This is a genomic window from Methylobacterium fujisawaense, from assembly GCF_014138435.1.
GTDB classification, from domain to species: domain Bacteria; phylum Pseudomonadota; class Alphaproteobacteria; order Rhizobiales; family Beijerinckiaceae; genus Methylobacterium; species Methylobacterium fujisawaense.
Genome location: NZ_JACJIM010000005.1, coordinates 214,827 through 236,038, shown reverse-complemented (window position 1 = coordinate 236,038; position 21,212 = coordinate 214,827). Strand labels below are relative to the sequence as shown.

Below are 21,212 nucleotides of genomic sequence, written 5' to 3'. Positions count from 1 at the left end.
CTGCAGCCCAGCGGAGATCTCGACGGAGCAGACCAGGGAGCGCCGTGCTCCCTGGAGCTCGCCTTCGAAGCCCGCGGACGCGGGCATCTCGGGACGAGGGGGTTGGGTTGGACAGCGTTCCCTGCGCTCCGCCCCGCGGGCCGAACGGTGCGACGCTCAGTGCGCATCCGCGGCGGCCGACACGGCAGGACTGTTGTCGAGGCCGAGGGTGCGGCCGGGATACCCGGCGGCATCGAAATAGCGGATCTCGCCCACCGTCTGGTAGGCGAGCGCCGTCACGTGGCCGGCGGCGTCCGGCTCCGAGCGCAGCTCCGCCCGGGCGAAGGTCGGCGTGCTGCCATTGGCCAACGCCTCGGTCAGGACGCGGCCGACCAGCCGGCCCTTGCCGGGAATCGTGAGGCCCAGGAGCTGGGCGATGGTCTTCCCGAGGTCGGCATTGCTCGCCGGCACCGCGCTCGCGAGGCCCGCCCGGAAGCTCGGCCCTGCCGCGCCCATGACGTTGCGGGTATCGGCGCGGGAGAAGCTGCCGTGCATGCCCTGCCCCTGCTGCAGCCCGGTATCGGAGACCTCGACCCCGCAGGTGGTCGGATCGGCGCAGCCGGTCGAGAAGCTCCGGAAATTGACCACGATGGCCGGCATCGGCGTCAGCGCCGACCCGTCGAGGGCGATCGCTGAGAGGGGCAGCGTTCCCGGGATCGGGCCGAGGGTCGCGCTGACGAACAGGCCGCTCACGTAGTCCTGACGCGCCAGGGCGTCGACCACGCGGCGCGCCAGCGCCCGGTCGCCGTTCGGCAGGTAGACGAGATCCGAGCCGCCATTGGCCGCGACCACCACCTCGGGCTTGGCCGGATCCGCGCCGATCAGGCCGTTGGCCCGGCTCGGAAAGGCGTCGGCGGCGAGCCTGATGCCCCTGGCATCCGGATCGAACAGACCGAGCCCGAGATCATGCGCGAGATCGATGGCGAGGAAGCCCGGCGGAAGCTGCCCCTTCGGCACGCCTTTATAGGCCTGCGACGCGGCGAAGCTGGTCCCGCTCTCCTTGGAGATAGTGGAGAAGCCGTGATCGGAGGTGACGATCACATCCGTGGTCTCCGTCAGTCCGAACGCCTCCAGCGCGCCGAGCAGCGCGGCCAGGTTGGCATCCGCGTTGCGGATCGCCGCGAGGCTCGTCGGTCCGTTGATCCCCGGGACGAGCCGGCCGAGACTGTCGCCCTGATTGTGCTGCGTCCCGTCGGGATCGCGCGACCAGTAGACGAGCACGAAGGGTTTTCCGCGGGCTTTGAACAGCGGTAGGACCGCCTTCGTCGCCACATCGGTGAAGTAGCCCTGCTGCTCGACATTGGCGGCGAGCGTCCCGGGCGAATCGGCGGTTCCGGCCAGGCCGTTGGCGCCCCGCGTCGGCGCCTGCAGCGGAAGCCCGGCCGCATCCAGGCGCGTGCGCAGGTCGTCGCTCAGCGGGATGCCGCTCGGCCGGCCCGTGCTGTCGTCGACCAGGATGCTGTCCTGTCCGGAGCGCGCCGTGTGGTCGAAGATCAGGGAGGGGCCGAGCTTGCCGATGCTGGCCGTGGAGAGCCCCTGGGCGTGAGCCGCCCGCAGGATCGTCTCCTCGTTGAGGTAGTTGCCGGCGAAATGCGCGTCGACGTCGCCGAGGACGGGGTCGCTCTCCAGAAACGGCGTGAGGCTCTCTCCGGCCCCGGGGACCGGGAAGGCCGTGTAGATCGTGTTCCCGAATTGGCCGGTGTCGCCCAGCATGTGGCCGGTCGCCATCGCGGTGGCGTTCGGCATCGTGAAAGTCGGGAACAGGGAGTGCGTGTTGGTGAACCGCACCCCGGCCTTCATCAGGCCATCCATCGCCGGCGCGTTCGCGGCGTTCACCATGCCGTCGCGGAGCCCGTCCGCGATGAACAGGACGACATTCCGAGGCTGCGGCTGAGCCTGAGCCGCGCCGACGATCGACAGACCGACGAGACAGGACACAAAGAAACGCCGCATACCGAATCTCCACGTGATCCGGTATGCGGCGTGAGCCTAAACGATGACGGGCGCGTGACAAATCCTAGGGACGTTGTCCCAAGGATTTCGGTGCTGGCTCCTCCTCCCGCCGGGAGGAGGACCGGCCTCAGGCCGCGCGCTTGGCCCGGTTCAGGAGCTTGCGGTTCACCAGAATCTCGGCGATCTGCACCGCGTTGAGGGCCGCGCCCTTGCGCAGGTTGTCCGAGACACACCAGAGGTTCAGGCCGTTCTCCACGGTCGCGTCCTCGCGGATGCGCGAGATGTAGGTCGCATCCTCGCCGGCCGCTTCGTGGGGCGTCATGTAGCCGCCGTTTTCGCGCTTATCGATCACCAGGACGCCGGGGGCGGCGCGCAGGATCTCGGTGGCCTTCTCGGCCGAGAGCGGCCGCTCGAACTCGATGTTGACCGCTTCCGCGTGCCCGATGAAGACCGGAACGCGGACGGCGGTCGCCGTCAGCTTGATCTTCGGGTCGAGCATCTTCTTGGTCTCGGCGACCATCTTCCACTCTTCCTTCGTGTAGCCATCCTCCATGAACACGTCGATGTGGGGGATGACGTTGAAGGCGATCCGCTTCGTGAACTTGCCGCCCTGCTTGATCTCGCCGGCGGTGAAGACGGCGCGGGTCTGGTTGAACAGCTCGTCCATCGCCTCCTTGCCGGCGCCGGAGACCGACTGGTAGGTCGAGACCACGACGCGCTTGATCGTCGCCGCCTCGTGGAGGGGCTTGAGCGCGACGACCAGCTGCGCGGTCGAGCAGTTCGGGTTGGCGATGATGTTGCGCTTGGTGAAGCCCACCACCGCGTCGGCATTCACCTCGGGCACGATCAGCGGCACGTCGGCGTCGTAGCGGAAGGCCGACGAGTTATCGATGACCACGCAACCCTGCTGGCCGATGCGGGGCGACCATTCCTTCGACGCCTCGCCGCCGGCCGACATCAGGCAGATATCGGTGTCGGTGAAGTCGTAGGTGTCGAGCGTTTTGACCTTGAGCGTCTTGTCGCCGTAGGAGACTTCCTGCCCCTGGCTGCGGCGCGAGGCCAGCGCCACGACCTCGTCGGCGGGAAAGGCCCGCTCGGCCAGGATATCGAGCATCTCGCGGCCCACGTTGCCCGTGGCGCCGACGACGGCGACCTTGTAACCCATCTCTTGTCTCCGCGCGGAAAACCCCGACCGATCCGGGTGCCGCGCTCCTGCCAGCAAAATCGGCCGAAGGATCGTTCGTGCCGGACGCGCCCGCAAAACGGGCGCGGCCGCAGACCCCGTCCTCAGCGGAGGTGGGGGCGACGGCCGCGCCGAGCAAGGCGCGCATGTGCCCATGCTGTCAAGGCCGACGACCGCGCAACGCCTGATTCACCCTGCGCGGAGGAATCCGGTGACGGACCCGGTCCGGGAACGGGCATGCAGTCCTGCCGTGCGAGGCTGACCGCCCAATCCCGCGTCCCGCCTTCGGTACGGAGCACGATGCTGATCGGAACAGCGCCTCTCGTCGATCGAGTCGGACTCCGCCCGCCCGCGGCACGCGCAGGCTGGTCACCGGGATCCCTCGGCCTGCGTCTCGCGCTGGCATCGGCCGCGATCGCCCTGGTGTGCGTGTTCGCCCGGTTGCCCGGCCCCCTCCCCGGCATCCAGCGCGCTCCGGATCTCGAGACCGCCTTCGTGCCGTCCGTCCGGGCTTCGCCGGCGCGGCCGGCGATCGCGCCCGCCCGGTTCGGCCTCGCCGAGCCTGGGCCCGATCCGGTGCGGGTCGCCGCCCGGGTCGATCCGCGGACGGGCCTGCGCGAGGACACGCTGATGCGCGGCGATGTGGCTGCGATCGAGGCGCCTGCGCTGCGGATCGTCCTCACTCGCGGAACGCTCACCGGACCGCCGCCGTCGCTGTTCGTCATGATGGCCCGGCGGGCCGCCAACGGCCCAGCCCTCGACCGCCCTGCCCTAGCGGTCGCGCGGACCGGAGCCCGCGGCCAGATCCGGACCCGGTTCGGCGCGGTCGAGACCCTGGAGATGACCTTCGCCGGACCGACGCAGCGGACCTGCACGGGTTTCGTCACCCGGGAGACGGGGTTTCAGCTCGATGGATGGCTTTGCGCCCCCCTCGGCCATCCTCCGGAACCGCAGGCCGTGGCCTGCCTGCTGGATGCGCTGAGCCTCGTCGATCTTGCCGATCCCGACACGACGGCGGCCTTCGCTGCCGTGCCCGACCCCGCGAGCGCCTGCCCGGCGACAGCCGGCGCGGAACCTTCGAGCCGGACCGGATCGTTAATCCGACGGCCGCAAAATAAAAAATGAGGCCACAGTGTGGCAAATCGCACAAGCTCAGCCATAAGGGCGGAACAACAGCCTCGCCCAAGCGTCTTCTTGTCAAAGGCGGCGAACTGTTAAGCTTCGGTCGCCATACTGATGGCACTCATACACAAGGTTGGCCATGCGCTCGCTTAAGATCGCCCTTCTCGGCGTTGTCGCCGCCACCGGCCTCGGCGTTCTGGCCTCCGCGCCGGCTGAGGCGCAGGATGGTTTCGTTTCCGGCCCGATCTACCGGGTCAGCCGCCCGCTCCCGATCCGGGTGCGCCCGCGCAGCTGGTTGGATGCCGGCAATGTGCCGCTCACCTCGAACGTCCCGGGTGCCGGCGGTTCGCGGAATCCGGCTCTGAACCCCTACCTGATCGCAGCGTCCAATCAGCTGACCCCGCCCTACGGCCCGACCGACCGCTTCGGCCGCGGGATCCTGCCGGACCCGATCACCAACGGACCGTTCATCGGCGCCCGTTCGAGCGCGATCCGCAACGTCGATCTCTCCTTCGTCGATCGCCTGGATCCGACCTCGCCGCTCTACGGCCGCCCCTACTGAGCGGCTCCCACAGACAGCCTGAACGTCGCGAAGCGCGGGTCCTCGGGCCCGCGTTTTTCGTTTGGCATCTATCCCGGCCACGCCTTCACCGGCGCCGGATATCCTGTATGCCAAGTGCCGCGGGAGCAGATCCGCTGCCGAGGCCGGGAACAGTGCCATGAAGCCGTTCGACTGGGTGACCGGGTATCCGTCCCTGCGCATGCCGATGTTCGGGCGCAACTGTGTCGCCACCTCGCACGCGCTGGCGGCACAGGCCGGCATCCAGATGCTCCAGGCCGGCGGGAACGCGGTCGATGCCGCGATCGCCGCGGCGGCCGCCAAGACCGTGACCGAGCCGTGCAGCAACGGCCTCGGCTCCGACGCCTTCTGCATCCTGTGGGACGGGAAGGCGCTGCACGGCCTCAACGCCTCGGGCGGGGCTCCGGCCGCTTGGAGCCCGGACTACTTCCTGCGGAAATACGGTCCGGCGGAACGGACGCCGATGCGCGGCTGGGATTCGGTCACCGTACCGGGGGCGGTGGGCGCCTGGGTCGCGCTCAGCGAGCGCTTCGGCCGCCTCCCCTTCGCCGATCTGATGCAGCCGGCGATCCGCATCGCCGAGCGCGGCTATCTCGCGCCGGTCGTCGTGCAGCAGAAATGGGCGGCCGCCGCCGGGATCGACGCGATCACCCGCCAGCCGGGCTTCGCGGAGTTCTTTCTGCCGCGCGGCCGAGCGCCGGATGTCGGCGAGCTGGTGACCTTTCCCGGCGCCGAGCGGACCCTGCGGCTGATCGGCGAGACCAAGGGCGAGGCCTTCTACCGGGGCGAGATCGCCGAGGCGATCGCCGCGCACGCGCGGGCCCATGGCGGCGCCATGACGGCCGCCGACCTCGCGGCGTACCGCCCCGAATGGGTGACGCCGACCGCCAAGGATTACCACGGCTACACGCTGCACGAGATCCCGCCGAACGGCCAGGGCATCGCGGCACAGATCGCGCTCGGCATCCTGGAGCAGTTCGACCTCGGCAGCCTGCCGGTGGACGGACCGGAGGCGCAGCACCTCCAGATCGAGGCGATGAAGCTCGCCTTCAGCGACACCTACCGGTACGTCGCCGACCCGCGCGGGATGGAGGTGACGCCCGAAGCCATGCTGGACCGCGCCTATCTGGCGGAGCGCGCCAAGCTGATCGACCGAAACCGCGCTCAGGTCTTCGGCCCCGGCAAGCCGCCCGCGGGCGGCACGATCTACCTCACCGCCGCGGATGAATCCGGGATGATGGTGAGCTTCATCCAGTCGAACTTCATGGGCTTCGGCTCGGGCGTGGTCGTTCCGGGCTGGGGGATCTCCCTGCAGAACCGCGGCTACGGCTTCGTGCTCGATCCTGCGAGCCCGAACGTGGTGGCGCCGGGCAAGCGCCCGTTCCACACCATCATCCCGGGCTTTCTCACCCGGGACGGCGCGCCGGTGATGAGCTTCGGCGTGATGGGCGGCAACATGCAGCCGCAGGGCCATGTCCAGACGCTGGTGCGGATGATCGACCACGGCCAGAACCCGCAGGCGGCCTGCGACGCGCCGCGGTGGCGGGTGAACGAGGGTCTCGACATCAACGTCGAGGCGGCGATGCCGCGGGCGACCCTGGATCGCCTGAAGGCCCTCGGCCACCGGCTCGAAGTGATCGAGGACAGCTACCAGGATTTCGGCGCCGGCCAGTTCATCTGGCGGATGGGCGATCCGGCGGTCGAAGGCTACGTGGCGGCGAGCGACCCGCGCCGCGACGGGCAGGCCGCCGTGTGGTGAGGCGCTACTTCACCTGCACGCTGTCCACGACCTGGCGGAACTTGGCGAGGACGCCGTCGCGCTGATCCTGCCGCACGACACCGAGGGCGCGGAGATAGCCATCCGGCGCGAACCGGATGGTCTGCATGACGACCACCGGCAGGTTGGTCGGCTGGTCGAGGGCGCGGGCCACGATCTCGTGCCAGTCGACGCCGTTCGAGCGGTAGCTCTGGGCCCGCTCGATGACGAAGTCCTTCATGGTCTGGTTCGAGGCCAGGGCGGCGCGGGCGAAGCCGTCCCGCTGCTCGGCCGAGGGCGGCTGCTGCACGGCCTGGGCGAGGACGAGGATCGGCTGCTCCAGATTCTGCATCTGGTCCTTGGGGCCGCTGGTCAGGAGGATCGAATTGCCGGCCATCACCCGCACCGGCCGGAAGCCCGCCATGTCGGCGATGCGGAAGGGCAGCGCGTCGACCTGCTGGGTCAGCGTCAGCGCAGGCCGGAGGGTGACGCCGGTCACCATCTTGCGCATCGAGGCCTCGGTCTCGGCGTCGGGCAGCGCCTGGGCGATGATCAGTCCGGTCACGCTCGGCGTACCGACCACGAGAATCCACTTCCGGATCGCCGGAGCGGACGAGGCCGGATCGGCGGGCTGCTCACCGGTGTAGAGCATGCCCTCGTTGTCGCCGATCTTGACCTCCTCGCGCTTCTCGACCGCGAAGCCCTGACTCAGCAGGTTGGCGTCGGTGAAGCCGCTGACGAGTTCCGCGAAGGCGTTCGCGGGCAGCTCGACGACCGACACGGTCGCGCCCCCCTCCTTCCGCTCGAAGCCCGAGAAGCGCCGCGACAGCGACATGTCGGCCGGCGGATCGAAGCCGAAGCGCGAGCCCGGCGGGTAGACAGGATCTCCGGCCCAGGCCGCGGAGCCAAGGCTCACCGCAAGCGCGGCAGCGCCGAGAACCCGTCCGAGACGCAGCGTCAGGTTGCGCATCCGCATCGAAAACCGGTTCTCCTCGTGGACCCAACTTGGGGTTAGTCCGCCCGCGATGGGTCTGCCCGGCGACCTGATCTGTCAAGCCGGCAATGCCGCGCGCCTGCGATCACGATGAAAGGAAACCGCCAACGCCGCCGCGACGGCGATCCCGACGGCGTAGGCGCAGAGATTCCACGGGGAGAAGAGTGTGCCGAGCAGGAGCTGGCCCGGCAGGGTTGCCCGGAAGGCGTCGAGCGCCGGGGTATGAACGAGACGGCTCGCTTCGATGAGCCCGGCGCCGAAGAAGGCGGCGATCATGCAGGTGCGCAGACCCCAGCCGGCCGGTCGCAGGGCGGCCACCAGCAGGAACAGCATCGCTCCCCACAGGATGCCGCCGCCGTAGTGGTGAACCGCGAGCGGCAGGTTCCACGCCGGCACGCGCAGCAGCAGCCCCAGCCCGATCACGGCGGCCGCGAGGCCGAGATGGGCTGCCCGGGCCAGCGGCAGATCCATCCGCGCGGGCGCCTGCATCGCGGCCGGCCTGCATTCCGGCGATCGCTTTAGCGCCACGGCGGTGCCGGCGCCGTGACGCGCCGCAGGGTGAGGTTGCAGCGGCCGCCCGGCGGGAGGAAACCGGGCTCGGCCGTCTCCGCGAGAAGGTCGCCGGCCGGGTAGAGCCGGTCGATGCCGTGGTAGATCAGGCGCGAGGGGCCGCCGATCACCAGCGCGTCGCCGGCCTGCAGGCGGATCGAGCGCGTCGGATCCGCGCGGCTCAGGCCGCCGTAGCGGAACAGTGCCGCCGCACCGAGGGAGAGCGAGAGGACGGGCGCCGACAGATCCGCCTCGTCGCGATCCTGGTGGAGACCCATGCGGGATCCCGGCGCGTAGAGGTTGATGAGACAGGCTTCCGGCGGCACCGGACAGTTCGCCAACACCGCCCAGGCCGCGAGGGCGGTTGGCGGCATCGCCGGCCATGGCCGCCCGGTCTCCGGATGGTCCGGCTGATAGCGGTAGCCCGCGACGTCCGAGACCCAGCCGAGGGGACCGGCATTCGACATCCGTACGGAGAACGGCTTGCCGGTGCGCGGCATCCGCGGCGTCACCGGCGGCGCCGTTTCGAGGACGGCGGCGATCTCGGCGGCGAGCCGGGCGCGGGCCGTCGCGTCGAGGAAGCCGGGATGGTGGATCAACCCGGGGGCGAGTTCCGTCGCCACTCAGCGGCCCGCGTCGACATCCAGCTCCAGCACGGTCTTCGAGGCGACCGTGGTGTCGGCATTGAGGCGGTAGACCAAAGGGACCCCGGTCCGAATCTGGAGATCCGGCACCTGCTCCTCCTTCAGCCCATCGAGGACCATCGCCAGGGCGCGCAGCGAATTGCCATGGGCCGCCACCAGGACCCGCTGGCCGGCTATCACCCGCGGCAGGATCGCCGCGATGTAGTAGGGCAGCACCCGCGCGGCAGTGTCCTTCAGACTCTCGCCGCCGGGCGGCCGCACGTCGTAGGACCGGCGCCAGGTATGGACCTGCGCGTCACCCCATCGGGCGCGGGCCGCGTCCTTGTTGAGGCCGGAGAGGTCGCCGTAATCCCGCTCGTTGAGGGCCCTCTGCCGAATGATCGGAACATCCGGGAGAGCCATCTCCTCCAGGATCAGCGAACAGGTGCGCTGGGCCCGCAACAGTTCGGAGGTGAAGGCCACATCGAAGCCGTAGCCGTCCCGCTTCAACCCGCGGCCGGCCGCCCGGGCCTCGGCGATGCCGCGCTCGGTCAGGTCCGGGTCGCGCCAGCCCGTGAACAGGTTCTGAAGGTTCCACTCGCTCTGGCCGTGCCGGACGAGGACGAGGAGCCGTTCCATGGATGCACCGCTCCCGGTCACAGGCCGAGGACGTCGGCCATCGTGTAGAGCCCCGGCGGCTTGGGATGCGCCCAGAGCGCGGCCTTGACGGCGCCCGTGGCGAACAGGCCGCGGTCGGCGGCGTGGTGGCTGATCGTCAGGCTCTCGCCGGTGCCGGCGAAGATCACGCTGTGGTCGCCGACGACGCTGCCGCCCCGCAGGGTGGCGAAGCCGATATCGCCGGGCCGGCGGGCGCCGGTATGCCCGTCCCGGGTGGAGACGCGGACCGTCTTAAGGTCGACGCCGCGGCCCTCGGCGGCGGCCTCGCCCAGCATCAGCGCCGTGCCGGACGGCGCATCCACCTTCATGCGGTGGTGCATCTCGGCAATCTCGATGTCGAACTCGTCGCCCAGCGCCTTCGCGACCCGGCGGACCAGCTCGGCCATCAGGTTGATGCCGAGCGACATGTTGCCCGATTGGACGATCCGGGCATGGTACGAGGCCGCCTTCAGCTTGGCAAGATCGTCCTCGGACAGGCCGGTCGTGCCGACGACGTGGACGATGCGGGCCTGGGCCGCCAGTTCGGCGAAGGCCACCGTGGCGGCGGGCGCGGTGAAATCGAGGACGCCGTCGGCGGCCGCGAAGGCCGCGAGCGCGTCATCGGTGACCGGCACGTCGAGGGGCTGGAGACCGGCGAGCAGACCCGCATCCTGCCCCAGGGCCGGGGAGCCTTCGCGCTCGATCGCCGCCGAGAGCGTACAGCCCTCAGACTGCGCCACCGCGCGGATCAGCATCCGCCCCATGCGCCCGTCGGCGCCGACCACCACGAGCCGCATTCCGTTCCCCAACCCACCTTGCTGCGCGCAGGATCCGCGCACCGCGCCGGCCCGTCCTGCGTCGGTGTCCGGGCTCCCAGTCTGCCGCAGGAGCGGCGGGAGCCCGGTCAACCTCACTCCTTCTCGGGGGCGATCTGCTCGAGGCCGCCGATATGCTTCTGCGCGTAGAGCGGCAGGCCGATCTGCTTGATCAGCTCAAGCTGCGTCTCGAGGAAGTCGATGTGCCCCTCCTCGTCCTCGGCCAGATCCTCGAACAGGCGCTTGGAGACCCGGTCGTTGATCGAATCGCAGTACTTCGCGGCCTCGAGATAGAGGCTGCGGGCCTCGTTCTCGGCGGCGAGATCGGAATCCAGGATCTCTTGGACGTTCTGGCCGATCCGCAGCGGGTCGAGCTCCTGCAGGTTCGGGAACCCGTCGAGGAACAGGATCCGGTCGATGAACCGGTCCGCGTGGTTCATCTCCTCGATCGATTCCTTGCGCCAGAATTTCGCCAGCTCGACGTAGCCCCAGTCATTGAGCATGCGGAAATGCAGCCAGTACTGGCTGACGGCCGTCAGCTCGCTGCGCAGGCCGCGATTCAGATACTCGATGACCTTGGTGTCGCCCTTCATGCCCCCGTACTCCTTACCGTGCTTTCAGGCGGGGGGTAGAAGCATCAGGCCGCGACTCCCTCATCCGCAGTTTGGAACTTCACCAAACTACACGCGCTTGCGCAAGTCGTCGTGCAGGCATGGCTGCTCTCCGCCGGCGCGCCTTGGCCCAGGGCACTCTGCATGATCGCCCGGATCGTGCGGGCGCAGCGCCCGCATTTCGGGCTGCAGCCGAGACAGGCATAGACCTGCGCGGGCGTGCGCGGGCAGCCCGGGCCGGGTGCGAGGCAGCCGCGGACCGCGCCGTCCGATATGACGTTACAAGAACAGACGATCATGCGCGCCGCAAATCCCGTCATCCCCGCGCCCGCAGCGGTCGTCGACGACCGTCTTGGGCACCTGCGCCAGTTTAGAAGAATTGAAAAGTAGCTGGCTTTTCAATGCCTTATCGGCTGCGGTCGACATGGCACCGCGGCCCGCGCGGGTCAAGGGCGTGCGATCTAAGTGCGCCCCAACGGTTCCGGGGCGCGTCAGCGCGCGAGTTCGCGCAGGCCGAGCCGGATGAGCACCTTGGCCTCGGCGCCCTCGCCCGCACCCTTGAGAGCCGCAGCGATGGCGGCGGCGGCCTGGACCTGCGGGTAGCCGAGATTGACCAGGGCGGAGACGGCATCCGCCACCGGCTGGGGGGCGGCGCCGTCGTCGACGGCTCCCGTGAGGGCAACGAGGGCGGGGTCGATCGGCGCGAAGGCCGGGGCCTTGTCCTTGAGCTCGGCGGCGAGCCGTGCCGCGAGACGCGGCCCGACCCCTGGAGCCCGGCTGATCGCGCCCTTGTCGCCGGTGGCGATGGCGCTGGCCAGCGCCTCGGGCTCCATCACCGAGAGCACGCCGAGCGCCACCCGCGCGCCGACGCCCTGCACGGTCTGAAGCAGGCGGAACCATTCCCGCTCGGCATCCGAGCGGAAGCCGTAAAGGCGGATCATGTCCTCGCGGACATGGGTTTCGATCGACAGCGAAGCGGGCTCGCCGACCTTGGGCATGCGCTGCAGGGTCCGCGCCGAACAATGCACGATATAGCCGACGCCCGACACGTCGAGGATCACGAAATCCTCGCCGAACGAGTCCACGACGCCCTTGAGCTTGCCGATCATGCCACGCCTGTCGCTGTCGCGGGATGCCTACAGAACCGCGGCGCCCTCCGCCAGACGTGCTTGAGCGCGCAGGGAGATCATGAAATCACGGGCGCCGCGCCGGCCGCGCTTGGCCGGTCACGGGGGGATGACCATGCGCGCGCCACTTCTTGCCCTGCTGGGCCTGCTGTGCTTCGGCCCGGCCCGGGGGGCGGACGATCCGTCAACGGCAGCCGTTCCGGTCGCGCCGAGCGCGGATCCGACGCAGGTCCGGCCCGGGAGCTACGTGCTCGATCCGGATCACGGCAAGATCACATGGTCCGTCTCGCATCTCGGCTACTCGACCTATTACGGCCAGTTCGCGGGTCTCAGCGGCACGCTCCAGCTCGATCCGAAGGCGCCGGAGAAGAGCCGCCTCGAGGTCACCGTGCCCCTGGGCGGCGTGATGACCGGGAGCGCGCGCCTGAACGAGCACCTCGCAGCCCCGGACTTCTTCGACACGGCCAAGTTCCCGAACGCCACCTTCACCGCCACGAAGGTCGAGCCCACCAGCCCGACCACGGCGCGGATCACCGGCGACCTGAACCTGCGCGGCACGGTCCGGCCCTTCGCGATCGACGCCACGTTCAATCAGGCCGGCATCCATCCGGTGGATCAGCGCTACACCGTGGGCTTCGACGGCCGGGCGGTCATCAAGCGCTCGGATTTTGGCATCAACGCCTATCTGCCGCAGCTCGGCGACGAGGTGAGCCTGCGCATCGAGGGCGAGTTCAAGGCCGCGCCCTGACGATCAGCCAGATCGGCCGACTCGGTCCGCGGAGCCGAAGGCGCGGCTTCGCAGCCGGCAAGGCCCCCGCGCGGCGGAGCCCGGATCGCCATGCGCCGACGCCGGGAACCGACGGTGTTTCCGGATCCGGGCTCGCCTGCTGCGCTTCGAAACGACCATGCGGATGAATGGGCGGGCGGACCCACACGCCGAGGAGTTCGCTCACGTCCGGCGCCCCGCGGCCCCGCATGGGACCGAGTCGAGCCGCGCGGCCTGACCGGGCGGGTGACGCCTCGCCGCCGGGGGTGTAGTCAACCGCCGTCGCGGCGCCGCAGCGAAGGGATGCCCCCAGATGACGACGCTTCTCCTCAGTGGCACCCGGCCTCGTCCCGCGCATGACGGGCGTCTCACCGCGCAGGTCGGCGCCACCCTGGAGGTCTGAGCCGTGCGGCGTTCCGGTGTCTTCAGTCTTGCCCTGGCCCTGTGCTTCGCGGGAGGCGCCGCGGCGCAGGTCCCCGCGCCGGCCCCCCGCGCCCCTGCGCCCACCGCGGCGGCCTCGCCCCTCGACAACTATGCGACGGCGGCGGCGACGACCATCATCGCCGAACAGGCCTGCCCGGGCGTGCAGGTCCGGGCCGGACAGCTCACGACGCTTCGTCTCGCGGCCCGGGTCAATGCCGGACAGGAAGCGATGCTGGAGGAGAAGCTGAAGCAGCGCGCCATGCAGGTGCGCCAGCAGCTCGCCGCCGACGGTCGCGAGGCTTGGTGCTCCGAGGCTTTGGCCGCCTTCGGCCCCGAGGGCAGTGTCGCGAAGGGCGTCCTGGCGACCGGCGCCCCGATCCGCTGACGGAGCCCCGGGAGTCCGGCGCGGATTGACACGGCGGCATCAGGCCCGTAGTGACCCCGCATGGCGCGCGGCCTCTGTTTGAGGTCCGCGCGTTTCGCGTTGTCCGGGCGGAAAGCCCGCGCAATGACTTCAAACAAGAAGCCGGTCCAGGGGCAGCCGCCCCGGAGGCCGTTCGAGAACACGAGAGAACGATGTTCGCAGTCATCAAGACGGGCGGTAAGCAGTACCGCGTCGCCGCCAACGACACCATCACCATCGCCTCCCTGGCGGGCGAGGCCGGCGAGGCCGTGACCTTCGGCGAGGTCCTCCTGTTCGCCGACGGCGCGGGCGCGACCCAGGTCGGCGCCCCGACCCTGTCGGGCATCAGCGTCACCGGCGAGATCGTGCGCCACGGCCGCGACAAGAAGGTCATCGCCTTCAAGAAGCGCCGCCGGCAGAACTCGCGCCGCAAGCGCGGTCACCGGCAGGACCACACGGTCGTGCGCATCACCGGCATTTCGGCCTGACGCACGCCAGACGCTGGGCGCGTGAGGATCCCTGAGGGTCCGATCCGCGACCGCATCCAAGCCCATCAGATTTCGGAGTTCATCCCATGGCACACAAGAAGGCAGGCGGCTCGTCCCGCAACGGTCGCGACTCGGAAGGCCGGCGCCTCGGCGTCAAGAAGTTCGGCGCGGAAGCCGTGATTCCAGGCAACATCATCGTGCGTCAGCGCGGCACCAAATGGCATCCCGGCGCCAATGTCGGCATGGGCAAGGACCATACGCTCTTCGCGCTGGTACCGGGCCATGTCCGCTTCGAGACGCGCCGCGGGCGCGCCTTCGTGGCCGTAACCCCGCTGGCCGAGGCCGCGGAATAAGAGGCGGGCGCCTTTAGAGGCGAAGCTGGCGTCCCGCCCGGTGTCCCACACCGGACCGGAGACGTCGTTGCCGAGCCCCTGACGGGCCGGTTCGGACGGAACACCCGGGGAGGATGGGACGCCATCCTCCCCTTCGTCGTCTTGAGGCGGTGCCCCGGAGCCGGGAACGCCGCCCTGCGAGGGCACGATGTTCCCCGATCTGACCCGTGATGACGTTTTCCGGATCGAGACGCGGCGGCTGTGGCTGCGCTGGCCGACCGCCAAGGACAGGGACGCGATCCTGAAGCTGGCCGGTGATCCGTCTGTCGCCGCGATGCTGGCGCGGGTGCCGCACCCGCTTCCGGCCCCGGTGGTGGATGCGTTCCTGCTGCAGGCGCGCGCGCAGAACACCGCCGGGTCGGCCCTCACGCTCGCCCTCGCGCCGCGGGCGGCGCCCGGCAGCCTCATCGGTGTGATCAGCATCGAGGGGCGGACCGAGGGGCCGCCGGAACTCGGCTACTGGCTCGGGCAGCCCTATTGGGGCAGCGGCCTGATGGCCGAGGCCGTGACGGCTCTGTGCCACGCCTTCTTCGCCTATACCGGCGGGATGGAACTGGCTGCGTCGGCCCGCACGGTCAACCCGGCGTCCCGGCACGTTCTGGAGACCTGCGGCTTCGTGCAGGCCGGCAGCGCGACCCGGCCCTTCCCGGCGCGCGGCGCGGATCTGCCGGTCGATCTCTTCAGCCTCGACCGGCGGCGCTGGCAGAACCCGCCGTCGGAGCCGGCGATGACGCGGGCCGCCTGAGGCGGCCTTACGGCGCCGGGGCTGGCCGGCCGCCGTCGACAGGGTGATGGTGCGGGTCGCGAATCCGCACCCGACAAAGGATTCAGGTCGTGAAATTCCTCGACGAAGCCAAGGTCTATGTCCGCTCCGGTGACGGCGGTCCCGGCTGCGTCTCGTTCCGGCGGGAGAAGTTCATCGAGTTCGGCGGGCCGAACGGCGGCGACGGCGGCCGGGGCGGCGATGTCTGGGTGGAGTGCGTCGAGGGTCTCAACACCCTCATCGACTACCGCTACCAGCAGCACTTCAAGGCCAAGAAGGGCGAGCACGGCATGGGCTCGAACTGCCACGGCGCCAACGGCGCCGACACGGTGCTGAAGGTCCCGGCCGGCACACAGATCTTCGCCGAGGACGGCGAGACGCTGCTCGCCGACCTGACCGAGGTCGGCCAGAGGATCCGCCTCGCCAAGGGCGGCAATGGCGGCTTCGGCAACGCCTATTTCACGACGTCGACCAACCGCGCCCCGAAGCACGCCAATCCCGGCCTGGAAGGCCAGGAGATGTGGATCTGGCTCCGGCTCAAGCTGATCGCCGATGCCGGCCTCGTCGGCCTCCCGAATGCCGGCAAGTCGACCTTCCTGGCGAGCGTCACCGCCGCGAAGCCGAAGATCGCCGACTACCCGTTCACCACCCTGCATCCCGGCCTCGGCGTGGTGCGCTCGGACGGGCGCGAATTCGTGCTCGCCGACATCCCAGGCCTGATCGAGGGCGCGCATGAGGGCGTCGGCCTCGGCGACAAGTTCCTCGCCCATGTCGAGCGCTGCCGGGTGCTGCTGCACCTCGTCGACGGCACGAGCGAGCATGCCGGCAAGACCTACAAGCTGGTGCGCGGCGAGATCGAGGCCTACGGCAACGGCCTCGCGGAGAAGCCCGAGATCGTGGCGCTCTCGAAGGCCGACGCCCTCGACGCCGACACGCTCAAGAGCCAGGTGGCCAAGCTGAAGCGCGCCGCCGGCCGCGCGCCGCTGGTCCTGTCCTCGGCGAGCCGAAAGGGCGTCCCCGAGGCGCTGCGGGCGCTCCAGTCCGAGATCGATGCCAGCGCCGAGGCCGAACGGAAGCCGGTGGACGCCTGGCAGCCATAGCCGTCGACCGGTTGTCCCGAGGACGCGGCGGCCGGGACCGACAGGACCGGGTCTGAGCCCTGTCGGTCCGGATCGAGCGTCGTCTCAGCCCTGCTTCAGCTTCGCGAGCGTGTCGGCGGGGACGCCGGTGAAGTTGTTGGCGAGGAGATAGTTCGGGCTCGCCTTGATCCAGGCATCGAGGTCGATTTCCTCGAACTTGCCGTTGTCCCAGGTCTGGACGATCTCGAGATCGTCGTCGCCGACGTTCTTGATCGCGTGGCCGAACCCCATGGGGATGTAGGCGACGTCGCCGGGCTTGAACTCCGCGACCTTGCCGCGGCCGCCCGAGCCGAACAGGGCCACCTGACCCTTGCCCTTCAGGTAATAGTGCCACTCGTTGGCGTTCACGTTCCAGTGGAACTTGCGCATCTGGCCCGGCCGGATCGTCATCACGCCGCCCGACATCGACTTGGACACCGGCCACTCGTCGACTGTGGCGAGGCGGAACGTCCCACCGTCGAAGTCGCGGACCGCGCGCGGATCCTTCAGGAGCCGGAACTTGTGGGTCGATTCCTTCGGCCAGGGCGCGTCGAGCGCCTGGGCGAGCGGGATCACCGGCCCGGCCTGGATGTAGGCCTCGCCCTTCGGGAACGCGTTCAGCGCGGCTGTCGGCAGGCCGAAATCGAGGGCCAGCATGTCCTTCGGCGACACGTCGACCCAATCGGTGATCGAGAACGTGCCGTGCTCCGAGAAGGCGCCGTTGTCGAACGACAGGATGAAGTGGCACGGCTTGTCGCCGATCGTCTGGATCGAGTGGCCGTGCCCCTTGGGGAAGAACCACAGGTCGCCCGGCTCGTAGTTGTTGATCTCGCTCGCCCCCGAGGGATCGAGGACCACGGTCTGGCATCGGCCGTCGATGACGTAAGCCCACTCGGCCGCGATGGCGTGCCAGTGCAGCTCCCGCGACGCGCCGGGATCGAGGAACATGTGTACGCCCGCGATCCCCTTGCTGATGGGGAACTGGTGGACGGTCGCCTCCTTGGCCCAGCCGCCCGACGTGATCTTGGGGACGTTGCCGTCGAGCGAGAAGTGGAAGTCCGGCATGGCGCCGACATCCTTCGGGTCGTGGTAGGCGACCGGGGCGCCGGGGGGCAGCTGCTGAACGTCCCGCCCGAAGCCGCCGGCCCCGGGCGCCCCGTGATCGGTCGCCGCGGCGGCGGCCCCCTGGGTCAGGGCGACGAGACCGCCGGCCCCGAGGGCTGCGGTCCCGAGAAACGCGCGTCGATTCGCGTCCATCTTGTCTGTGTCCTGTGTGCTGAGGTCGAGCGCGCCGGGGCTCGGTGCGGTGCAGCGTCGAGCCGGCCGCCGCGCTCCCGCGCCGCAATATCGATCTTTGGCATGCCACATACTCACGACCACGTGAGGGATGAGGCCGCTCGCAGGAACGTGTGCCGCGGTCGTGCCGGCCAACGATCTGGACGCGCCGGCGGCCCGAACCGCCCGGGCGCCGCGAGCCATGTCGTTGGACGGCTGTTCAAGAGGCGGGTCTTGCTTCACACCCGGCTCAAACGCGCGTTTTCGCAAGAATCATGATCCCTGCCCTCGAAGAATTCCGCCGTGTGGTCATCAAGGTCGGCTCGGCCCTGCTGGTCGATCGCAGTGCCGGCCGCCTGCGCCACGCCTGGCTCGCGGCGCTGGCCGAGGACATCGCGGAGCTGCACGGGCGCGGCGTCGACGTGCTGGTGGTGTCCTCCGGCAGCATCGCCCTCGGCCGGACGGTGCTGGGCCTTCCACCCGGCGCCCTGCGCCTGGAGGAGAGCCAGGGCGCGGCCTCCGTGGGGCAGATCACGCTGGCCCGCCACTGGGCCGAGGCTCTGGGCCATCACGGCATCGTCGCCGGCCAGATTCTCGTGACGCCCCAGGATACCGAGGAGCGCCGCCGCTACCTCAACGCCCGCGCCACCGTCCTGAAACTCCTGGAGATGCGCGCCGTCCCGGTCGTGAACGAGAACGACACGGTGGCGACGTCCGAGATCCGCTACGGCGACAACGACCGGCTGGCGGCCCGGGTCGCCACCATGATCGATGCCGACGTCCTGGTCCTGTTCTCGGATATCGACGGTCTCTACACCGCGCCGCCCAAGAACGATCCGGAGGCCCGCCACCTCGCCGTCGTCGAGCGCATCACCCCGGAGATCGAAGCCATGGCCGGCGGGCCGGCCTCCGAGCTGTCGCGGGGCGGCATGCGCACCAAGGTCGAGGCCGCCAAGATCGCGGCCTCGGGCGGCACCCACTTGGTCATCGCCGACGGGCGCGGGAAGAACCCGCTCAAGGCGATGATGGAGGGCGCGCGCTGCACATGGTTCCTCTCAGGCTCCACCCCGACGGCCGCCCGCAAGACCTGGATCGCGGGATCCCTGGAGCCGCGCGGCACCCTGACGATCGATTCCGGTGCCGAGCAGGCGCTGCGGAGCGGCGCCAGCCTCCTGCCCGTCGGCGTCCGATCGATCGAGGGCAGCTTCTCCCGCGGCGACGCCGTGTTGATCCGTGATCCGGTGGGACGGATCCTCGGCCGCGGCTTGGTGGCGTATGACAGCGCCGAGGCTGCGCTCATCATCGGTCACCCGAGCGCGCATATCCCGGACTTGCTCAATTATCCGGGCCGCGCCTGGATGGTGCATCGCGATGACTTGGCACTGTTCTAGAAAATGCCGATCTAAACTAATCTATTTACAATTTTCCGCTCCGATCATTGCGCCCAATCACGAGCCGGCACTCTTGTCGGACCGGTGTCGGGTGTGCAAATACGGCGCTTTCCATCGTCTGGCCGTTCCTGCGGCCGTCGCACATCGAGGACGCCAGCGTGCCCGTCCTGAACCTGAGATCGGACTTCGCCGAGGCCGATACCCTGCCGGAGCAGATGGCGGCCATCGGCCGTCGGGCCCGCGCGGCGGCCCGGCGTATGGCGCTGGCCTCGGCGCGAACCAAGGACGGGGCGCTCAAATCGATCGCCGAGCGGATCCGGGCGAGCCGTGACGAAATCCTGAGCGAGAACGCGCGGGACGTGGCCGCCGCCCGGAGCGCGGGCCAGAGCGCCGCCCTGATCGACCGTCTCACCCTGGATCCCGGGCGGCTCGCCGGCATGGCGGATGCCGTCGAGAAGGTCGGCTCCCTGGCCGATCCGGTCGGACGTCAGCTGGCCGCCATCGAGCGGCCGAACGGCCTGCTGATCGAGCGCATCGCGGTGCCGCTCGGCGTCGTCGGGGTGATCTTCGAGGCGCGCCCGAATGTGACTGCGGACGCGGGTGCGCTCTGCCTCAAGGCCGGCAACGCCGCGATCCTCCGCGCCGGCTCGGACAGCCATCGCACGGCTATGGCGATCGCGCGGGCCATGAGCCGCGGGCTCGCCGATGCCGGCTTGCCGGAGGACGCCATCCAGCTGGTGCCGACCCGCGACCGCGCCGCCGTCGGGCTGATGCTCGCGGGCCTCGACGGTTGCGTCGATGTCATCGTCCCGCGGGGCGGTCGCGGCCTCGTGGAACGCGTCCAGGCCGAGGCGCGCGTTCCGGTCTTCGCCCATCTCGACGGCATCAACCATGTCTATGTCGCCGCAGCGGCCGACCTCGACATGGCCCGCACCGTGCTGCTCAACAGCAAGATGCGCCGCACGAGCGTCTGCGGCGCCGCCGAGACCCTGCTGGTCGACCGCGCCTGTGCCGCGACCCATCTCGCGCCGCTCGTCCACGCGCTGCTCGAGAGCGGCTGCGCGGTCCGCGGCGATGCCGAGACGCGCGCCGTCGATCCGCGGGTGACCGCCGCCTCCGAGGAGGATTGGCATACCGAGTATCTCGACGCGATCATCGCGGTGCGGGTGGTCGACGGGATCGAAGCGGCCATCGAGCACATCGAGACCTATGGCTCGCATCACACCGACGCGATCATCACCGAGGACGACACGGCGGCGACCCGTTTCCTCGCCGAGGTCGATTCGGCCATCGTCACCCACAACGCCTCCACTCAATTTGCCGATGGCGGCGAGTTCGGCTTCGGGGCCGAGATCGGCATCGCCACGGGGCGGATGCACGCGCGAGGGCCGGTGGGTGTCGAGCAGCTGACCACATTCAAGTATCGCGTCCACGGCAACGGCCAGACGCGCCCGTGACCTGCGCTGAAGGTCCGGCGTGCGGCTGACCCTGCCGCCAAGCGCCCCCGGCATGCGGATCGGCCTCTATGGCGGGTCCTTCAATCCCGCCCATCTGGGCCACCGGCACGTGACCCTCGCGGCACTGCGTCGGCTCGGCCTGGATCGGGTCTGGTGGCTGGTGAGCCCGGGGAACCCGCTCAAGAGCCGGAGCGCCCTCCCCTCGGTGGAGGTGCGGTCTGCCCAGGCCCACCGCATCGCCCGTCATCCGCGGATCGCCGTGACCGGCATCGAAGCGGCTCTGGGCGTCCGCTTCACGGTCCAGACCCTGCGCTTCCTCAAGCGCCGCTGCCCCGGCGTGCACTTCGTCTGGATCATGGGGGCGGATTCGCTCGGCACCTTTCATCGCTGGAAGGGTTTCGCCGAGATCGCCCGGCTCCTGCCGATCGTCGTCATCGACCGGCCGGGTTTCACCATGACACCGCTCAGCGCCCGGGCTGCGCGGCGCTTGGCCGACGCCCGGATTCCCGAGGAGGCGGCATCGACGCTCGCGCTGCGGCCGCCGCCGGCCTGGGTGTTCCTGCACGGGCCCCGTTCGAGCCTGTCGTCCACGCAGATTCGCGCAAGTACGGGGCCAACGACGTCACGACGGCCGCAAGCGCGGTTGCAATCGACGACCGATACCGCCAATTTCATGTCATCCCGCACGGCATGACACCGCCGTGCGGCAGAACGAGGAACCAGGACT

The 21,212-nt window shown here is 69.8% G+C and carries 23 protein-coding genes; 12 read left to right on the top strand and 11 right to left on the bottom strand.

The annotated features are described in order from the left end of the window. Positions 1 to 156 precede the first annotated feature (156 nt). The gene (locus tag GGQ91_RS16975) at positions 157 to 1,992 is read right to left on the bottom strand and encodes an alkaline phosphatase family protein (RefSeq protein ID WP_182592470.1); all 1,836 of its coding nucleotides are present in this window, start codon (positions 1,990 to 1,992) and stop codon (positions 157 to 159) included. A 127-nt stretch (positions 1,993 to 2,119) separates the two neighbouring features. Then, on the bottom strand, positions 2,120 to 3,157 hold the full coding sequence (locus tag GGQ91_RS16970) for an aspartate-semialdehyde dehydrogenase (protein WP_043380306.1): 1,038 nt from the start codon (positions 3,155 to 3,157) through the stop codon (positions 2,120 to 2,122). A gap of 318 nt (positions 3,158 to 3,475) precedes the next feature. Here GGQ91_RS16970 and GGQ91_RS16965 point away from each other — a divergent pair, with 318 nt between their 5' ends. The 3 genes from GGQ91_RS16965 (at position 3,476) to GGQ91_RS16955 (ending at position 6,636) form a co-directional block, all read left to right on the top strand. Next, the gene (locus tag GGQ91_RS16965; RefSeq protein ID WP_246410736.1) at positions 3,476 to 4,300 is read left to right on the top strand and encodes a hypothetical protein; all 825 of its coding nucleotides are present in this window, start codon (positions 3,476 to 3,478) and stop codon (positions 4,298 to 4,300) included. Positions 4,301 to 4,436: 136 nt separating this feature from the next. Next, on the top strand, positions 4,437 to 4,859 hold the full coding sequence (locus tag GGQ91_RS16960) for a hypothetical protein (RefSeq protein WP_043350497.1): 423 nt from the start codon (positions 4,437 to 4,439) through the stop codon (positions 4,857 to 4,859). 157 nt (positions 4,860 to 5,016) lie between these two features. Continuing rightward, positions 5,017 to 6,636, top strand: coding sequence for a gamma-glutamyltransferase family protein (locus GGQ91_RS16955; protein ID WP_210281322.1), 1,620 nt, complete (start codon positions 5,017 to 5,019; stop codon positions 6,634 to 6,636). Between the two features lie 4 nt (positions 6,637 to 6,640). Here the strand turns inward: GGQ91_RS16955 and GGQ91_RS16950 are convergent, their stop codons facing one another. The 8 genes from GGQ91_RS16950 to ruvA form a co-directional block, all read right to left on the bottom strand. Then, a complete protein-coding gene (locus GGQ91_RS16950; RefSeq protein ID WP_043380310.1) occupies positions 6,641 to 7,609 on the bottom strand; it encodes a hypothetical protein in 969 nt (322 codons plus the stop codon). A gap of 75 nt (positions 7,610 to 7,684) precedes the next feature. Then, positions 7,685 to 8,098 (bottom strand): ribosomal maturation YjgA family protein, encoded by a 414-nt coding sequence (locus GGQ91_RS16945; RefSeq protein ID WP_246410735.1) that lies wholly within the window; start codon positions 8,096 to 8,098, stop codon positions 7,685 to 7,687. A gap of 47 nt (positions 8,099 to 8,145) precedes the next feature. Then, a complete protein-coding gene (locus tag GGQ91_RS16940; RefSeq protein WP_182592468.1) occupies positions 8,146 to 8,799 on the bottom strand; it encodes an alpha-ketoglutarate-dependent dioxygenase AlkB in 654 nt (217 codons plus the stop codon). Next, positions 8,800 to 9,438 carry a 2,3-bisphosphoglycerate-dependent phosphoglycerate mutase gene (locus GGQ91_RS16935; protein WP_182592467.1) on the bottom strand — a complete coding sequence of 213 codons (639 nt, stop codon included), beginning with the start codon at positions 9,436 to 9,438 and terminating at the stop codon, positions 8,800 to 8,802. 17 nt (positions 9,439 to 9,455) lie between these two features. Next, a complete protein-coding gene (gene dapB, locus GGQ91_RS16930) occupies positions 9,456 to 10,253 on the bottom strand; it encodes a 4-hydroxy-tetrahydrodipicolinate reductase (RefSeq protein ID WP_043380318.1) in 798 nt (265 codons plus the stop codon). Between the two features lie 113 nt (positions 10,254 to 10,366). Continuing rightward, positions 10,367 to 10,864: a bacterioferritin gene (gene bfr / locus GGQ91_RS16925; RefSeq protein WP_043380322.1), complete on the bottom strand. Its 498-nt coding sequence runs from the start codon at positions 10,862 to 10,864 to the stop codon at positions 10,367 to 10,369. Between the two features lie 44 nt (positions 10,865 to 10,908). Then, positions 10,909 to 11,181, bottom strand: coding sequence for a (2Fe-2S)-binding protein (locus GGQ91_RS28180; RefSeq protein WP_075381511.1), 273 nt, complete (start codon positions 11,179 to 11,181; stop codon positions 10,909 to 10,911). 192 nt (positions 11,182 to 11,373) lie between these two features. Next, positions 11,374 to 11,991, bottom strand: a complete 618-nt coding sequence (gene ruvA / locus GGQ91_RS16920; RefSeq protein WP_075381510.1) for a Holliday junction branch migration protein RuvA — start codon at positions 11,989 to 11,991, stop codon at positions 11,374 to 11,376. A 133-nt stretch (positions 11,992 to 12,124) separates the two neighbouring features. On the opposite strand from ruvA, the gene GGQ91_RS16915 reads away from it, so the two are divergent. The 6 genes from GGQ91_RS16915 to obgE all read left to right on the top strand — a co-directional run bounded on the left by GGQ91_RS16915 (position 12,125) and on the right by obgE (position 16,344). Further along, positions 12,125 to 12,757, top strand: a complete 633-nt coding sequence (locus tag GGQ91_RS16915) for a YceI family protein (RefSeq protein ID WP_075381509.1) — start codon at positions 12,125 to 12,127, stop codon at positions 12,755 to 12,757. Between the two features lie 424 nt (positions 12,758 to 13,181). Beyond that, on the top strand, positions 13,182 to 13,583 hold the full coding sequence (locus GGQ91_RS16910) for a hypothetical protein (RefSeq protein ID WP_182592466.1): 402 nt from the start codon (positions 13,182 to 13,184) through the stop codon (positions 13,581 to 13,583). Between the two features lie 191 nt (positions 13,584 to 13,774). Beyond that, a complete protein-coding gene (gene rplU, locus GGQ91_RS16905) occupies positions 13,775 to 14,089 on the top strand; it encodes a 50S ribosomal protein L21 (protein ID WP_010683509.1) in 315 nt (104 codons plus the stop codon). An 86-nt stretch (positions 14,090 to 14,175) separates the two neighbouring features. Next, positions 14,176 to 14,442, top strand: coding sequence for a 50S ribosomal protein L27 (gene rpmA, locus GGQ91_RS16900; protein ID WP_043352185.1), 267 nt, complete (start codon positions 14,176 to 14,178; stop codon positions 14,440 to 14,442). A 187-nt stretch (positions 14,443 to 14,629) separates the two neighbouring features. Beyond that, complete coding sequence (locus GGQ91_RS16895; RefSeq protein ID WP_182592465.1) at positions 14,630 to 15,226, top strand: GNAT family N-acetyltransferase; 597 nt, start codon at positions 14,630 to 14,632, stop codon at positions 15,224 to 15,226. Between the two features lie 89 nt (positions 15,227 to 15,315). Continuing rightward, positions 15,316 to 16,344, top strand: a complete 1,029-nt coding sequence (gene obgE / locus GGQ91_RS16890) for a GTPase ObgE (RefSeq protein WP_043754988.1) — start codon at positions 15,316 to 15,318, stop codon at positions 16,342 to 16,344. A gap of 84 nt (positions 16,345 to 16,428) precedes the next feature. On the opposite strand, the gene GGQ91_RS16885 is transcribed toward obgE, so the two are convergent. After that, on the bottom strand, positions 16,429 to 17,619 hold the full coding sequence (locus GGQ91_RS16885; protein ID WP_043754985.1) for a cupin domain-containing protein: 1,191 nt from the start codon (positions 17,617 to 17,619) through the stop codon (positions 16,429 to 16,431). Positions 17,620 to 17,912: 293 nt separating this feature from the next. On the opposite strand from GGQ91_RS16885, the gene proB reads away from it, so the two are divergent. The 3 genes from proB to GGQ91_RS16870 all read left to right on the top strand — a co-directional run bounded on the left by proB (position 17,913) and on the right by GGQ91_RS16870 (position 21,179). Further along, entirely contained in the window at positions 17,913 to 19,028 is a 1,116-nt protein-coding gene (gene proB, locus GGQ91_RS16880) for a glutamate 5-kinase (protein WP_182592464.1), read from the top strand. A gap of 158 nt (positions 19,029 to 19,186) precedes the next feature. Beyond that, complete coding sequence (locus GGQ91_RS16875) at positions 19,187 to 20,485, top strand: glutamate-5-semialdehyde dehydrogenase (protein ID WP_182592463.1); 1,299 nt, start codon at positions 19,187 to 19,189, stop codon at positions 20,483 to 20,485. Between the two features lie 19 nt (positions 20,486 to 20,504). Beyond that, on the top strand, positions 20,505 to 21,179 hold the full coding sequence (locus tag GGQ91_RS16870; RefSeq protein WP_182592462.1) for a nicotinate-nucleotide adenylyltransferase: 675 nt from the start codon (positions 20,505 to 20,507) through the stop codon (positions 21,177 to 21,179). The last annotated feature ends 33 nt before the right edge of the window (positions 21,180 to 21,212 follow it).

Bases quoted from the DNA above. Each gene is read 5' to 3' on its own strand.
- bfr (WP_043380322.1), bottom strand. From the start codon at position 10,864: ATGAAGGGCGACACCAAGGTCATCGAGTATCTGAATCGCGGCCTGCGC.
- ruvA (WP_075381510.1), bottom strand. From the start codon at position 11,991: ATGATCGGCAAGCTCAAGGGCGTCGTGGACTCGTTCGGCGAGGATTTC.
- GGQ91_RS16885 (WP_043754985.1), bottom strand. From the start codon at position 17,619: ATGGACGCGAATCGACGCGCGTTTCTCGGGACCGCAGCCCTCGGGGCC.
- rpmA (WP_043352185.1), top strand. From the start codon at position 14,176: ATGGCACACAAGAAGGCAGGCGGCTCGTCCCGCAACGGTCGCGACTCG.
- rplU (WP_010683509.1), top strand. From the start codon at position 13,775: ATGTTCGCAGTCATCAAGACGGGCGGTAAGCAGTACCGCGTCGCCGCC.
- GGQ91_RS16950 (WP_043380310.1), bottom strand. From the start codon at position 7,609: ATGCGGATGCGCAACCTGACGCTGCGTCTCGGACGGGTTCTCGGCGCT.
- GGQ91_RS16970 (WP_043380306.1), bottom strand. From the start codon at position 3,157: ATGGGTTACAAGGTCGCCGTCGTCGGCGCCACGGGCAACGTGGGCCGC.
- GGQ91_RS16955 (WP_210281322.1), top strand. From the start codon at position 5,017: ATGAAGCCGTTCGACTGGGTGACCGGGTATCCGTCCCTGCGCATGCCG.
- GGQ91_RS16895 (WP_182592465.1), top strand. From the start codon at position 14,630: ATGTTCCCCGATCTGACCCGTGATGACGTTTTCCGGATCGAGACGCGG.
- GGQ91_RS16965 (WP_246410736.1), top strand. From the start codon at position 3,476: ATGCTGATCGGAACAGCGCCTCTCGTCGATCGAGTCGGACTCCGCCCG.
- dapB (WP_043380318.1), bottom strand. From the start codon at position 10,253: ATGCGGCTCGTGGTGGTCGGCGCCGACGGGCGCATGGGGCGGATGCTG.
- GGQ91_RS16960 (WP_043350497.1), top strand. From the start codon at position 4,437: ATGCGCTCGCTTAAGATCGCCCTTCTCGGCGTTGTCGCCGCCACCGGC.
- GGQ91_RS28180 (WP_075381511.1), bottom strand. From the start codon at position 11,181: ATGATCGTCTGTTCTTGTAACGTCATATCGGACGGCGCGGTCCGCGGC.
- GGQ91_RS16915 (WP_075381509.1), top strand. From the start codon at position 12,125: ATGCGCGCGCCACTTCTTGCCCTGCTGGGCCTGCTGTGCTTCGGCCCG.
- proB (WP_182592464.1), top strand. From the start codon at position 17,913: ATGATCCCTGCCCTCGAAGAATTCCGCCGTGTGGTCATCAAGGTCGGC.
- GGQ91_RS16975 (WP_182592470.1), bottom strand. From the start codon at position 1,992: ATGCGGCGTTTCTTTGTGTCCTGTCTCGTCGGTCTGTCGATCGTCGGC.
- GGQ91_RS16945 (WP_246410735.1), bottom strand. From the start codon at position 8,098: ATGGATCTGCCGCTGGCCCGGGCAGCCCATCTCGGCCTCGCGGCCGCC.
- GGQ91_RS16935 (WP_182592467.1), bottom strand. From the start codon at position 9,438: ATGGAACGGCTCCTCGTCCTCGTCCGGCACGGCCAGAGCGAGTGGAAC.